General features: G+C 65.7%; 11 protein-coding genes. 6 read left to right on the top strand and 5 right to left on the bottom strand.

Annotated elements, in window-relative coordinates; translation table 11 throughout:
• Nucleotides 1-41: 41 nt before the first annotated feature.
• A complete protein-coding gene (locus tag AC6LJW_RS14245; RefSeq protein ID WP_498087605.1) occupies nt 42-986 on the top strand; it encodes a LysR family transcriptional regulator in 945 nt (314 codons plus the stop codon).
• Between the two features lie 16 nt (nt 987-1,002).
• Here the strand turns inward: AC6LJW_RS14245 and AC6LJW_RS14240 are convergent, their stop codons facing one another.
• The 4 genes from AC6LJW_RS14240 to garD form a co-directional block, all read right to left on the bottom strand.
• Complete coding sequence (locus AC6LJW_RS14240) at nt 1,003-1,371, bottom strand: hypothetical protein (RefSeq protein ID WP_498087604.1); 369 nt, start codon at nt 1,369-1,371, stop codon at nt 1,003-1,005.
• Between the two features lie 106 nt (nt 1,372-1,477).
• Nucleotides 1,478-2,455 (bottom strand): Bug family tripartite tricarboxylate transporter substrate binding protein, encoded by a 978-nt coding sequence (locus AC6LJW_RS14235; RefSeq protein WP_056561424.1) that lies wholly within the window; start codon nt 2,453-2,455, stop codon nt 1,478-1,480.
• A 71-nt stretch (nt 2,456-2,526) separates the two neighbouring features.
• Entirely contained in the window at nt 2,527-3,576 is a 1,050-nt protein-coding gene (locus AC6LJW_RS14230; RefSeq protein WP_056561425.1) for an SMP-30/gluconolactonase/LRE family protein, read from the bottom strand.
• A gap of 61 nt (nt 3,577-3,637) precedes the next feature.
• Nucleotides 3,638-5,206 (bottom strand): galactarate dehydratase, encoded by a 1,569-nt coding sequence (garD, locus tag AC6LJW_RS14225; protein ID WP_056561426.1) that lies wholly within the window; start codon nt 5,204-5,206, stop codon nt 3,638-3,640.
• A 244-nt stretch (nt 5,207-5,450) separates the two neighbouring features.
• On the opposite strand from garD, the gene kdgD (AC6LJW_RS14220) reads away from it, so the two are divergent.
• Both kdgD (AC6LJW_RS14220) and AC6LJW_RS14215 read left to right on the top strand, forming a co-directional pair.
• Complete coding sequence (gene kdgD, locus AC6LJW_RS14220) at nt 5,451-6,365, top strand: 5-dehydro-4-deoxyglucarate dehydratase (RefSeq protein WP_286896166.1); 915 nt, start codon at nt 5,451-5,453, stop codon at nt 6,363-6,365.
• Nucleotides 6,366-6,480: 115 nt separating this feature from the next.
• Entirely contained in the window at nt 6,481-8,064 is a 1,584-nt protein-coding gene (locus AC6LJW_RS14215) for an aldehyde dehydrogenase (NADP(+)) (RefSeq protein WP_056561427.1), read from the top strand.
• A 683-nt stretch (nt 8,065-8,747) separates the two neighbouring features.
• Here AC6LJW_RS14215 and AC6LJW_RS14210 read toward each other — a convergent pair.
• On the bottom strand, nt 8,748-9,734 hold the full coding sequence (locus tag AC6LJW_RS14210; RefSeq protein WP_056561428.1) for a Bug family tripartite tricarboxylate transporter substrate binding protein: 987 nt from the start codon (nt 9,732-9,734) through the stop codon (nt 8,748-8,750).
• Between the two features lie 275 nt (nt 9,735-10,009).
• Here AC6LJW_RS14210 and kdgD (AC6LJW_RS14205) point away from each other — a divergent pair, with 275 nt between their 5' ends.
• From kdgD (AC6LJW_RS14205) to AC6LJW_RS14195, 3 genes are all read left to right on the top strand, one after another.
• Complete coding sequence (gene kdgD, locus AC6LJW_RS14205) at nt 10,010-10,924, top strand: 5-dehydro-4-deoxyglucarate dehydratase (protein WP_286896166.1); 915 nt, start codon at nt 10,010-10,012, stop codon at nt 10,922-10,924.
• Between the two features lie 264 nt (nt 10,925-11,188).
• Nucleotides 11,189-11,914 carry a FadR/GntR family transcriptional regulator gene (locus AC6LJW_RS14200; protein WP_056561429.1) on the top strand — a complete coding sequence of 242 codons (726 nt, stop codon included), beginning with the start codon at nt 11,189-11,191 and terminating at the stop codon, nt 11,912-11,914.
• A 390-nt stretch (nt 11,915-12,304) separates the two neighbouring features.
• Complete coding sequence (locus AC6LJW_RS14195) at nt 12,305-13,321, top strand: amino acid ABC transporter substrate-binding protein (protein WP_427984603.1); 1,017 nt, start codon at nt 12,305-12,307, stop codon at nt 13,319-13,321.
• Nucleotides 13,322-13,354: the final 33 nt, after the last annotated feature.

Genomic DNA, 13,354 nt, shown 5'->3' with positions numbered 1-13,354 from the left:
AGCGGCGCCTGCAGCAGCATGGCCGCCGTGCTCCGGAGACGATGGACCTACGCAAGATCGAAAACCTGATCCACGTCGCGGATCTGGGCAGCTTTTCCCGGGCGGCATCGGTGCTCGGCATTGCTCAGTCGGCGCTCGGCAGGCAGGTGCGCAAGCTGGAAGACGAATGTGGCTGCGCCCTGCTCTACCGCAACGGGCGCGGCGTGTCGCTGACGCCCGACGGCGAAAAGCTGCTGGACCGGCTGCGTCCGCTCATGCGGCAGATGGATCACGTGGTAACCGAGTTCCATAACGATCAGAAATCGCCGTCAGGCCAGGTCATGCTTGGGCTCACGCCCACGCTCTGTCACATGGTGGGCATGCGGCTTGTCGCCGAGATCTGGCGCCGGCACCCTCGGATTCAACTCAACGTCATCACGGGCTATAGCGGCTACGTGCATGAATGGCTGACCAATGCCCGCGTGGACATTGCCGTGCTGCACGACGCGCGGCGGTCGCAGCACATCGCGGTGTCGCCCCTGGCCGAACTGGATCTTGCGCTGGTGTCTCCGCCGCAAGGTCTGTCGCCCGCCGCGCGTGCGATGCCGGCCATCCCGTTCACAGCGCTGCGTGATCTGCCGCTGGCGCTGCCCACGCGCAATCACGGCCTGCGCCGCACGCTGGAACAGGCGGCCACGCAGGCCGACATGCCGCTCAACGTGGTCTTCGAAATGGACGCGCTGGAGCTGATGAAGGACATCGTCGTCGAAGGCCTGGCGCACACTGTGCTGGCCCTGCCCGCCGTGATGAATGAAGTCGCGTCGGGCAAGCTGATCGCCCGCCGGATCGTCGACCCGGGCCTGTCCACCCGCCTCATGGTGGCGACGGCATCGAGCCGTCCGTTGACGCAGGCCGTCAAGCTCGTCCAGGCGACGCTGCGCGAGGTGCTGGCCGGCATGACGCAGGCCGAGCCCTACCGGGATAGTCTGCGCATGTGCGACGAATAACGCCCGAGCCCCACACTTATCGCGGCAAGGCGGGCGCCGGCGTCAGCGGGCCCACGGGCGCCTGGCCCGGCCGGGGCGGCAACGGCGGCAGCCATGTCCGGGTGGGCGCCTTCAGCCCAGGCTGATCCTGCGGCCGCGCGGGCGTTGACGCAGGCGGCGGATAGCGGGAGCCCGGGCATGACGTGCCGAGGCAATCCCGATTGATCTTGCCCGGGTCCACGATGCGCGGGCAGTCGGTGCCCAGGCATGTATCCGGCACGACGCGGGCGGATGCGGGCGGCGATGGCACTGTCGGAGGCGGATCGCGCGCCAGCGCTGGCGCGCTTGCCAGGGTGGATAACGCTCCCAATGCCGCCAACACCAACGCCGCGAACGAGGCTTTCATTGATGGTGCTCCACGGGAATCGCTCCAGGCCGAAGCCTGGATGCCATTCCAGTGTGCTCCCGATCCCCCGCCCCTAGCAAGGCGGAGAATCGGTGGCCAAACCCGATCAGTCCAGGCGGATGTCGGTGCTGGCCACGACCTTGGCCCAGCGTGCGCGCTCGCTGCTGAAGAACTGCGCAAGCTCGGCCGGGCTCTTGGTGACGATCTCGGCGCCCTGCTCGTTCAACTGCGCCGTGACGTCCGGCTGCGTGACGATCTGCGCCATCAGCGCCTGCAGCTGGGCCGCCACGGGGTCGGTCATGTTGGACGGAGCCATCACGCCTTGCCACGTGCCGGATTCAAAGCCCTTCACGCCTTGCTCGGAGATGGTGGGGATGTCCGGCACCAGCTTCATGCGCTCGCTCTTGGAAATCGCGATCGCGCGCAGCTTGCCGGACTTGATGTGCGGCAGCGTGGCCAGCAGGCCGTTCATGATGATCTGCGTCTGGCCGCCGATGGTGTCGGTGACCGCCTGCGAACCGCCCTTGTACGGCACGTATTCCCATTGCGCGCCGGTGGCCTGCTGAACCGCGACAGCCGCCAGGTGCGGCGCGCTGCCGATGGCGGTGACGGCAAAGTTGATGCGTTCTTTCTTGGACAGCTCGACCAGATCCTGCACGGTCTTGGCCTTCACGTCGGGATGCACGGCCAGCACGTGCGGCGAGTACGCCAGCATGCCCACGGCGCGCAGGTCCTTGGACGGATCAAAGGTCAGCTTGGTGTAGACGGACGGGCTGATCGCCAGCGCGCCCACGTCGCACAGAAGGACCGTGTGGCCTTCCTGCGCCGACTGCACCACCAGGCCGGCGCCCAGGTTGCCATTGGCGCCAGGTTTGTTCTCGACGACGACGGTCTGCTTGAGCACTTCGGCCAGGCGGGGCGCCAGGATGCGCGCGATGATGTCCGACGAGCCGCCGGGCGGGTAAGGCACGACAATGCGCACGGGCCGCGTCGGCCATTGCGCCGATTGGGCCCATGCCGGCACCAGGGGCGTCAGGCAAAGCGCCGCGGCGCTGCCCAGAAACTGTCTCTTGCTCGGGTTCATGCTGTCTCCACACTGTTTGGTATGTGTGTTGAAGTGTCCCGCGGCCTGGTGAGGCCGCGGTGGGGATGTGCCTATGCCGCGCCGCGGGTCTCCACGTACAGGGCATAGAGCGAATGGCTGCTCGCCATGAATAGGCGGTTGCGCTTGGCGCCGCCGAAGCAAAGATTGGCGCAGCGTTCCGGCAGCCGGATGTGGCCAATCGCCTTGCCGGCGGGATTGAAGACCATCACGCCGTCCAGATCCTCGGATTTGGCGTCGGGCGATCCGTTGCTGCCCCAGCCGCACCACAGGTTGCCGGCCTCGTCGCACTTGATGCCGTCGATGGCGCCGGGTCCCTGCGCGTCGACGTGCACGCGCTTGTTCGACAGCGCGCCTTCCGCGCTCACGTCGAAGGCCCAGATCACGCGGTTGGGCTGGTGGCGCGACTCGACGATGTACAGCACTTTCTCGTCTGGCGAAAAGCACAGGCCGTTGGGGCCGGCCAGATCGGCAAGCGCCAGCGTCACGCGGCCGTTGGCGGGATCGATGCGATAGACGGAATGCGGCAGCTCTGGCGTGGCCTTGTCGCCTTCCCAGTGTCCGCCGATGCCGAAAGGCGGATCGGTGAACCAGATGGCGCCGTTGCGCTGGCAGACGATGTCGTTGGGCGAATTGAAGCGTTTGCCATCGAAGCGGTCGGCCAGGACGGTGATGCTGCCGTCGTACTCCGTCCGGGTGACGCGGCGGGTCAGGTGTTCGCAGGCCAGCAGACGGCCCTGGCGGTCGCGCGCAAGCCCGTTGCTGAAGTTGGACGGCTGTCGGAACACGCTGATCTGACCGGTGGTCTCGTCCCAGCGCAGGATTCGGTCGTTGGGAATGTCCGACACCAGCAGGTAGCGGCCATCACCAAACCAGACCGGGCCTTCCAGCCAGCGGAAGCCGGTAGCCAGTTGCTCCACGCTGCTGCTGTAGATGCGGAACTTGGCGAATTCCGGGTCCAGAATCCGGACCGAGGGATCCGGGTAGCGCTGCTGCGGGGTGAAGCTGAAAGACTGCGCGTGCACGAGACTGGCGGGGGCCAGAGCAAGCGCGGCGCCCAGCAGCCGGCGCCGGCCGGCCTGGACTTGCGGGTCAATTTCCATCGGCTGTCTCCTCTCGGTGGTTTTATTCTGCGATGGCGCTACGGACGGATTGGGTCCCCGATCAGGTCACGGGGCCCGGGTTGAACAGCGCCAGAGCGTTGTGCAGCTTGAGCTTTTCCGCACAGGTCTGCTTCTTGCCGCTGGCGACGTCCAGCATCATCTGAAAGAGCTGCCAGCCCACTTCCTCGATCGAGGCCTGGCCGGTGGCGATGACGCCGGCATCCACGTCCATCAGGTCGTGCCAGCGGCGCGCCAGCGCCGAGCGCGTGGCGACCTTGATGACCGGCACCTGCGCCAGCCCGTAGGGCGTGCCGCGGCCGGTGGTGAAGATGTGCAGGTTCATGCCGGCGGCCAGTTGCAGCGTGCCGCAGATGAAGTCGCTGGCGGGCGTGGCCGCAAAGATCAGGCCCTTGCGCGTCAGGCGGTCGCCGGGCGACAGCACGCCATGGATCGGCGACGAACCCGACTTGACGATCGACCCCATGGCCTTTTCGACGATGTTCGACAGGCCGCCCTTCTTGTTGCCGGGGCTGGTGTTGGCGCTGCGATCGGCCATGCCGCGCTGCAGATACGCGTCGTACCAGGCCATTTCGCGGATCAGCGCGTCGGCGACTTCAGGCGTTTCGGCGCGGGCAGTCAGCTGGTCGATGCCGTCGCGCACCTCGGTGTTCTCGGAAAACATCACCGTGCCGCCAGCGCGCACCAGCAGGTCGGTGGCAAAGCCCACGGCGGGGTTGGCCGTCACACCGGAAAACGCATCGCTGCCGCCGCATTGCACACCGACGGTCAGGTCCGACACCGGGCAGGTTTCGCGTTGACGGGCATTGAGCTTCTGCAGGTGGCGCTCGGCCGTGCGCATGATGAGCTGGATCATCGAATCGAAGCCGATGTTCTCTTCGTCCTGCAGCACGATCGTCTCCACGCCGTTGCCGCCCATGCCTTCGCCGGCGCGGATCGGAATGGCGGTGGGCGCCAGCAGGCGTTCAGGCTGCAGCTTTTCACAGCCCAGGCTGACCACCATGGACGTGCCGCCGAAATTCGGATTGCGGGCGATGTTGTGCAGTGTGCGGATCGGAATCGCTGCGCCCGGCGCGTCGATGGCCACGCCGCAGCCGTAGGTGTGCTCGATGCCCACCACGTCGTCCACGTTGGGATACAGCGGCAGCAGTTCGCGGCGGATGCGCGCCACCGCATGTTCGACCACGCCCTGCACGCACTGCACGGTGGTGCTGATGGCAAGAATGTTGCGCGTGCCGACGGTGCCGTCCGCGTTGCGATAGCCCTGGAAGGTGTAGCCCTCGAGCGGCGGCAGCGGCGCAATCCGCGTGGAGACCGGCAGGTCTTCCAGCGTGCGGGCCGTTGGCATGGTGGTGACGCGCTCGTTGATCCAGCTGCCGCGCGGCAGGGCCTTGGCGGCGTAACCGACCACCACGTTGTAGCGCCTGACTTCGTCACCCTCGGCCAGATCGGTCAGCGCCACCTTGTGCCCTTGCGGCACGGCGTCAACCAATTGAAGCCCGTCGGGCAGAACGGTTCCCGCAGGCAATCCGCCGTCGTTCGCCACGATGGCGACATTGTCGTCGGGATGAATCTTGATGAGGACCGGGGCCTGCTCGACTGCAACCTGCATGATGAATCCTTTAGCCTGATGGATGCCCCGCTGCGGGCACCGTACGTTATCGTACAACCAAGAGAATATCGCTGAAAGGCATCAGAAAGGAATTTCGGGTTTCCCCTTGTAAATGCCGCGCCCCATGGGGACACGCCTTGAATCCGGCAATTTGATGTTGTACGATGACTCACCTTTTACCACCGCATCCCGTTCGCAAGCACCAACCTTTCGCCTGCGACGGCCATTTAGGGATGAGCGCAACATGACGACTCCGCAAGAACTCAAGGCCATTGTTTCGGAAGGCCTGCTGTCCTTCCCCGTGACCGACTTCGACCAGAACGGCGATTTCAACGCCAAGAGCTATGCGGCTCGTCTGGAATGGCTGGCTCCCTACGGCGCCACCGCCCTGTTCGCCGCCGGCGGCACCGGTGAATTCTTCTCGCTGGCCCCCGACGAATACTCCGACGTCATCCGCACCGCCGTGCAAACCTGCAAGGGCAAGGTGCCGATCCTGGCCGGCGCCGGTGGCCCCACCCGCACCGCCATCGCCTACGCCCAGGAAGCCGAGCGCCAAGGCGCCAAGGGCGTCCTGCTGCTGCCCCACTACCTGACCGAAGCCTCGCAGGACGGCATCGCCGCCCACGTCGAGCAGGTCTGCAAGTCGGTCAACATCGGCGTCATCGTCTACAACCGCGCCCAATCGCGCCTGTCGGCCGACAGCCTGGCCCGCCTGGCAGACCGCTGCCCGAACCTGGTCGGCTTCAAGGACGGCATCGGCGACATCGAATCGATGGTCCGCATCCGCCGCAAGATGGGCGACCGCTTCTCCTACCTGGGCGGCCTGCCCACCGCCGAAGTCTACGCAGCCGCCTACCGCGCGCTGGGCGTGCCGGTCTACTCGTCGGCCGTCTTCAACTTCGTGCCCAAGATGGCCATGGAGTTCTATCACGCGATTGCCGCCGGCGACAGCGACACCACCAACCGCCTGCTGGACGATTTCTTCCTGCCCTACCTGGAAATCCGCAACCGCAAGGCCGGCTACGCCGTCAGCATCGTCAAGGCCGGCGCCAAGCTGGTCGGCCACGACGCCGGCCCGGTGCGCGCGCCGCTGACCGACCTGACCGGCGAAGAAATGGAAATGCTCGCCGCCCTGATCAAGAAGTCCGGCGCCGAGTGATCGGCTTGCCCTGACCCCTTCTATCTGCCCCCGGTCCGGGGGCATTTTTTTCCCCGGACCCGTCGGGGGCGAAAACGCCCATCCTTCGGATCGGCGTCTATTTTTGGAGATGACCATGAACTTGACCGGCCAGATGTTGATCGGCTCGACCGCCGTCCTGGGCGCGGGCGCTGCCCAGCACGCCATCAACCCCGCCACTGGCGAACGCCTGGAACCCGCCTACCCCGCTGGCTCCGCTGACGACGTGTCGCGCGCCGCCGAATTGGCCCGTACCGCCTTCGACGCGTACCGCGCCCTGCCGCTGGAGACGCGCGCGCAATTCCTTGAAAGCATTGCTGAAAACATCGTGGCCATTGGCGATGCGCTGATCGAGCGCGCGCACCAGGAAACCGGCCTTCCCGTCGCCCGCCTGCAAGGCGAGCGCGGCCGCACGGTCGGCCAGCTGCGCCTCTTCGCCCGCGTCGTTCGCGACGGGTATTTCCTGGACGCCACCATTGATCCGGCCCAACCCGAGCGCCAGCCGCTGCCGCGCGCCGACCTGCGCCTGGCCAACGTTCCCCTGGGCCCCGTGGTGGTGTTCGGCGCCAGCAACTTCCCGCTCGCCTTCTCGGTCGCGGGCGGCGACACCGCGTCGGCGCTGGCCGCCGGTTGCCCGGTGATCGTCAAGGCGCACAATGCCCACCCCGGCACGTCCGAGCTGGTCGGCCGCGCCATCCAGCAAGCCGTCGCCAAGCACGGCCTGCCCGAAGGCACGTTCTCGCTGCTGTTCGGCGCCGGTAACGAAATCGGCACCGCACTGGCGACCCACCCGGCCATCACGGCAATTGGCTTCACCGGTTCGCGCCGTGGCGGTCTGGCGCTGGTCGCCGCCGCCAACGCCCGCCCGGTGCCGATTCCCGTGTACGCGGAAATGTCCAGCATCAACCCCGTCTTCCTGCTGCCGGCCGCGCTGGAAGCGCGCGCCGAGACCATCGCCAAGGGCTTCGTGGATTCGCTGTCGATGGGTGTGGGCCAGTTCTGCACGAATCCCGGCCTGGTGATCGGCATCGAAGGTCCGGCGCTGGACCGCTTCCGCAAGGCTGCCGCCGAGGCCGTCAAGGCCAAGGGCGCCGCCACCATGCTGACGCCGGGCATCTTCTCGGCCTATGAGCAAGGCGCGGACGCCCTGGCCCGTCACGCCAGCGTGTCGACGGTCGGCCGCGGTGAACCCTCGAACCCGGCATGCAACGCCGCCGGCGCCGTGGTGTTTGGCGCCAGCGCCGACCAGTTCCTGGCTTCGCACGAACTGGAAGCCGAAGTCTTCGGCCCCGCTTCGCTGGTCGTCGCGTGCAAGGATGCCGCGCAGGTCCGCGCCGTGGCCGAGCACCTGGAAGGCCAACTGACCGCGACGCTGTTCGTGGACGGCGCCGACGTGGACGACGCCCGCGCACTGCTGCCGGTGCTGGAACGCAAGGCTGGGCGCATCCTGGCCAACGGTTACCCGACCGGCGTGGAAGTAAGCCACGCCATGGTCCACGGCGGCCCGTTCCCGGCCACGTCGAATCCGGCCTCGACGTCGGTGGGCGCCACGGCGATCCGCCGCTTCCTGCGCCCGGTCTGCTACCAGGACCTGCCCGACGCCCTGCTGCCCGACGGCATCAAGCGCGCCAACCCGCTCGGCCTGACGCGCATGGTCGACGGCAAGCTGGCCAACGCGTAATGGGTTGACGCCTGGCTTTAGGCGTTGCCTCGGACCAGCCGTAGGCCCCGGCGCCGCATCACGCGGCCCGGGGCCTACGCCATTTGGCGCGCGGTGCACGTGGGTGTCAGACACCCGTTGTTCGAGCGCCACGGTGTGCCCAAAAGGTATCTGACACCCTCGCAAAAGGTGTCTGACACCCTAGGGAGATGCCCGGCAAGTAGTTGCAGCATCACAACGGGTGTCAGACACCTACTGAGACACCCATTGCAAGCCCCGATTCGCCGCATCAACGGGTATCCACCCATCTCCAGCGCCACGGCGTGCCCAGCGGTGTCTTACACCCTCCCAAAAGGTGTCTGACACCCTAGGGAGATGCCCGGCAAGTTGTTGCAGCATCACAACGGGTGTCAGACACCTACTGAGACACCCATTGCAAGCCCCGATTCGCCGCATCAACGGGTATCCACGCATCTCCAAAGCGCCACGGCGTGCCCGGGGGTGTCTTACACCCTCGCAAAAGGTGTCTGACACCCTAGGGAGATGCCCGGCAAGTTGTTGCAGCATCACAACGGGTGTCAGACACCTACTGAGACGCCCATTGCAAGCCCAGCCACCGTGCGCGAATCAAACGTGCCGCCCAATAAAAAAACCTGGCGCAAGGATCGACTCCCCGCGCCAGGCTCACATACCCAACTTCGCAATCACTGCGCCTTCAGCTTTCCATCGGCAATGATCTTGGCCCACTTGGCCTGCTCGGCCGTCTGGAATGCCGTGAACTCGGCGGGCGTGTTCGGCGTGTAGGCCAGGCCCAGTCCCTGCATCTTGGCGGCGACTTCGGGCTTGGCCACGATGTCGGCGATCGTCTTGTTCAGCTTTTCGACCACGGCCGGCGGGGTGTTGGCCGGCGCGTAGATCGCCTGCCAGCTGCTGACGTCGAAACCGGCCACGCCTGCTTCCTGCATGGTGGGCACGTCCGGCAGCACGGCGGTGCGCTTGGCGGACGTGACCGCCAGCGCGCGCACCTTGCCGCTTTGCACGTAGGGCAATGCGACCAGGGCGGTTTCGAACGAGCTGGGGATCTGACCACCGATCAGGTCCGAAATGGCCGGCGCGCTGCCGCGGTACGGCACGTGCGTCAGGTGCGCGCCCGTCAGCTGCTTGAACACTTCGCCCGAGAGATGCTGCGACGTGCCCTGCCCGGCCGAGCCGAAGGCGATCGTGTCGGGGTTGGTCTTGGCGGCCGCGACGACATCCTGCACGGACTTGTAGGGCTCGTTCGCGCCCACCAGCAGCACATTGGAAATGCTGCCCAACAGGATCACGGGCGAGAAATCCTTTGCGGCGTTGTAGTTGATGCTGGGCAGCAGCGACGGATTGATCGCGTGCGTGGCGATCGTGCCCAGCAGCAGCGTGTAACCGTCCGGCTTGGCGCGCGCCACGGCGTCCGCGCCCAGCACGCCGCCGGCGCCGCCCTTGTTTTCAACGACGACGGTCTGCTTGAGCGAAGTGCCCAATTCCTGCGCGATCAGACGGCCCAGGATGTCGGACGTGCCGCCCGCCGCAAACGGGACGACCAGCGTGATGGCCTTGCCGGAGGGCCAGTCATCGGCGGCGTGGACGGGTGCGGCAAACGCGGTGGCGACGGCCAGGACGGCCGACAGGCGGCTCAACAGGGGAAATACCTTCAAACTTGTCTCCTAGAGATTTGGAATTGTCGTGTTTCTTGTACGTTGTCGTACGACAATGAGCGCTGAGAATAGCGCGGGCCAGTTCTCCGTTCAACATAGGGAAATTCCTAGATTCGGAAGAAATGCATGGCTTGTTGTACGACAACATTTCTACCCTGCAACCGTTGTAAGGCCAACTTATATGTTGTACGATGACTGACATCGCGGATCGAATAACGCCGCGGCCACGGCATACCGCCTTTTCAATACCCATTCCTCATATTTGGAAGACAGCCATGACGACTCCCCAGGAACTCAAAGCCATCGTCTCGGAAGGATTGCTCTCCTTCCCCGTGACCGACTTCGACCAGAACGGCGATTTCAACGCCAAGAGCTATGCGGCTCGTCTGGAATGGCTGGCTCCCTATGGCGCCACGGCCCTGTTCGCCGCCGGCGGCACCGGTGAATTCTTCTCGCTGGCCCCCGACGAATACTCCGACGTCATCCGCACCGCCGTGCAAACCTGCAAGGGCAAGGTGCCGATCCTGGCCGGCGCCGGTGGCCCCACCCGCACCGCCATCGCCTACGCCCAGGAAGCCGAGCGCCAAGGCGCCAAGGGCGTCCTGCTGCTGCCCCACTACCTGACCGAAGCCTCGCAGGACGGCATCGCCGCCCACGTCGAGCAGGTCTGCAAGTCGGTCAATATCGGCGTCATCGTCTACAACCGCGCCCAATCGCGCCTGTCGGCCGACAGCCTGGCCCGCCTGGCAGACCGCTGCCCGAACCTGGTCGGCTTCAAGGACGGCATCGGCGACATCGAATCGATGGTCCGCATCCGCCGCAAGATGGGCGACCGCTTCTCCTATCTGGGCGGCCTGCCCACCGCCGAAGTCTACGCAGCCGCCTACCGCGCGCTGGGCGTGCCGGTCTACTCGTCGGCCGTCTTCAACTTCGTGCCCAAGATGGCCATGGAGTTCTATCACGCGATTGCCGCCGGCGACAGCGACACCACCAACCGCCTGCTGGACGATTTCTTCCTGCCCTACCTGGAAATCCGCAACCGCAAGGCCGGCTATGCCGTCAGCATCGTCAAGGCCGGCGCCAAGCTGGTCGGCCACGACGCCGGCCCGGTGCGTGCGCCGCTGACCGACCTGACCGGCGAAGAAATGGAAATGCTTGCCGCCCTGATCAAGAAGTCCGGCGCCGAATAATCGGTTCGCACTGACCGCGTGCGCGACTAGCCGCCAGAACGCCCTCCGCTGGAGGGCGTTTTGCTTCTTGATGCAAAGAAAAGTTGGCGGAATTCATCCCGTATGTTGTCATATGGCCTCTGTGCTTCCTCGCGGCCGCGCGCATCTGGCGCGGCCGACGCCTTTGGGCCGGACACCCAATAGGCTTCAGAGGAACGCGTACACTTGCGGCTGCGCGCCAGACCGCCAGCCTCGCCCGCAGCGATTTTCCCTATAAGAGAGACAATGCAAACTCCCGCCCGGCCTCCCCGCTCGCGCCTGACCGATTTCGTCATCGAGGAACTGACCAAGCGCCTTGACGGGCGCCAGTACCGCGCCGGCGACAAGCTGCCCTCCGAACACGCGCTATGCGACGAATTCGAGGTCAGCCGCACCGTCATCCGCGAAGCCGTGGCCTCCATGCGCCTGAGCGGCCGCCTGGTCAGCAAACCCGGCATTGGCGTTTTCGTTACCGAAGACCGTGAAAAGCCCATCGACTTTGTCGTGGAGCCCGCCACGGACCCGCGCTGGGCGCTGCACATCATGGAATTGCGGGCCGGCCTTGAAGTGGAAGCCTGTGGGCTGGCGGCGGAGCGCCGCAGCGCGGCGGACCTGGCCGGCATCGTCGAGGCCTTTGATGCCTTCAACCGCGCCACCCGCGACATGGAAGCCGCGGTCAAGGCGGATTACGAATTTCATCTGTCGATCGCTCGCGCGTCCAACAATCCGCACTTTCCGGCCCTGCTCAAGGCGGCGGTGCGCGACGTCATGCTCGATCTGAACATCAAGCACGGCGGCAAGACCCCCGAAGAACTGGAAACGTACGAGATCCGCAACGTACGTGAACACGAAGCCATCCTGACGGCCATCATGCGCCGCGACCCCGGCGCCGCGCGCGCCGCCATGGCCCGCCACCTGGGCGACAGTATCGCGCGCTACCGCAAGCTGCTGTCCCATCCCCCGGCGCTTTAACCCCGCCTGCCTGCCCGCCCGTGATGCCAATTACGGGAATCCCCTTACTTGTTTACTTGTATGACGGCTGCCATCATACGTCCTATTGCATAACGTAATACGACGCGGCTTCAGCACCGCCTGCGTCTTCCGCGACCCGTAAGACCTGCCGTAGCAGTGCCGCCGATGAGCCCCATTCTTACCCTCCGCAGTACGTACCACCCCTACGCCACGCGCATTCACCGGCGCACCCACTGACCGGCCCCGCGCCGGCGCTCTACCCCCCCTCTTTCCGTACCCCGTCCGACTGCGCGACGCACCCTCTCCGGCTTGCCGGGGCGGACCCCGCACGCTTGGCCGTTTTCGACCCTTCCGCTTTTCAATCACTTTCGATCCCCAGGAGAAATCTCCATGCGCAAGTTTCTGAGCTCCGCCATTGCGGCAACCCTGCTGTGCGTCGCATCCGGCGCGCAGGCCGGCGTGACCTTCGAGGCCGTCAAGAAAAAGGGCTTCCTGCAGTGCGGCTTTGCCGGCATTCCCGGTTTCTCGGTGCTCGACAGCAAAGGCGAATGGACCGGCCTGGACGTGGACATGTGCCGCGCGGTCGCGGCCGCCATGTTCGGCGATGCCTCCAAGGTGAAGGGCAATGTGCTGACCGCCCAGGCCAAGTTCACGGCGCTGCAGTCCGGCGAAATCGACATGCTGTCGCGCAACACCACGCAGACCCTGACTCGCGACACCACGCTGGGCCTGATTGGGGTGGGCGTGAACTTCTATGACGCCCAGGGGCTGATCGTGAAGAAGGCGATGAACGTCAAGAGCGTGAAGGAACTGGACGGCGCCACCATCTGCGTGCAGCCCGGCACCACCACCGAACTGAACCTGGCCGACTATTTCCGTAGCCGCGGCCTGACGTTCAAGCCCGTGCTGGTCGAGAACTACGACGAAAACTTCCGCCTGCTGGAATCGGGCCGTTGCGACGCCTACACCAACGACAAGTCCAATACCGCCGCCAACATGCGCACGCGTCTGGCCAAGCCCGACGACTGGGAAATCCTGACCGAGAACCTGTCCAAGGAACCCCTCGGCCCCATGGTCCGCCAGGGCGACGAGCAGTGGTTCAACATCGTGCGCTGGTCGCTGAACGCGATGCTGGAAGCCGAGGAATACGGCATCACGTCCAAGAACGTCGATGAAATGTTGAAGAGCACCAACCCGAACGTGCAGCGCATCCTGGGCGTGACGCCGGGCATGGGCAAGAACCTGGGTCTGGACGACAAGTGGGCCTACAACATCATCAAGCAGGTCGGCAATTACGGCGAAAGCTATGACCGCGCGATGGGCAAGGACAGCCCCCTCAAGCTGGAGCGCGGCCTGAACAAGCTGTGGACGCAAGGCGGCCTGATGTACGGCTGGCCGGTGCGCTAAGCACGGGTTTCGCGGCTCCGCCCTGTGCGGAGC

This window comes from Achromobacter sp. 1012554356 (assembly GCF_059760815.1).
Note: the sequence above shows the minus strand (reverse complement) of the source record. Positions and strands in the feature narration are given on the sequence as shown.

Bases quoted from the DNA above. Each gene is read 5' to 3' on its own strand.
- AC6LJW_RS14230 (WP_056561425.1), bottom strand. From the start codon at position 3,576: ATGGAAATTGACCCGCAAGTCCAGGCCGGCCGGCGCCGGCTGCTGGGC.
- AC6LJW_RS14215 (WP_056561427.1), top strand. From the start codon at position 6,481: ATGAACTTGACCGGCCAGATGTTGATCGGCTCGACCGCCGTCCTGGGC.
- kdgD (WP_286896166.1), top strand. From the start codon at position 5,451: ATGACGACTCCGCAAGAACTCAAGGCCATTGTTTCGGAAGGCCTGCTG.
- kdgD (WP_286896166.1), top strand. From the start codon at position 10,010: ATGACGACTCCCCAGGAACTCAAAGCCATCGTCTCGGAAGGATTGCTC.
- AC6LJW_RS14240 (WP_498087604.1), bottom strand. From the start codon at position 1,371: ATGAAAGCCTCGTTCGCGGCGTTGGTGTTGGCGGCATTGGGAGCGTTA.
- AC6LJW_RS14200 (WP_056561429.1), top strand. From the start codon at position 11,189: ATGCAAACTCCCGCCCGGCCTCCCCGCTCGCGCCTGACCGATTTCGTC.
- garD (WP_056561426.1), bottom strand. From the start codon at position 5,206: ATGCAGGTTGCAGTCGAGCAGGCCCCGGTCCTCATCAAGATTCATCCC.
- AC6LJW_RS14245 (WP_498087605.1), top strand. From the start codon at position 42: ATGGACCTACGCAAGATCGAAAACCTGATCCACGTCGCGGATCTGGGC.
- AC6LJW_RS14235 (WP_056561424.1), bottom strand. From the start codon at position 2,455: ATGAACCCGAGCAAGAGACAGTTTCTGGGCAGCGCCGCGGCGCTTTGC.
- AC6LJW_RS14195 (WP_427984603.1), top strand. From the start codon at position 12,305: ATGCGCAAGTTTCTGAGCTCCGCCATTGCGGCAACCCTGCTGTGCGTC.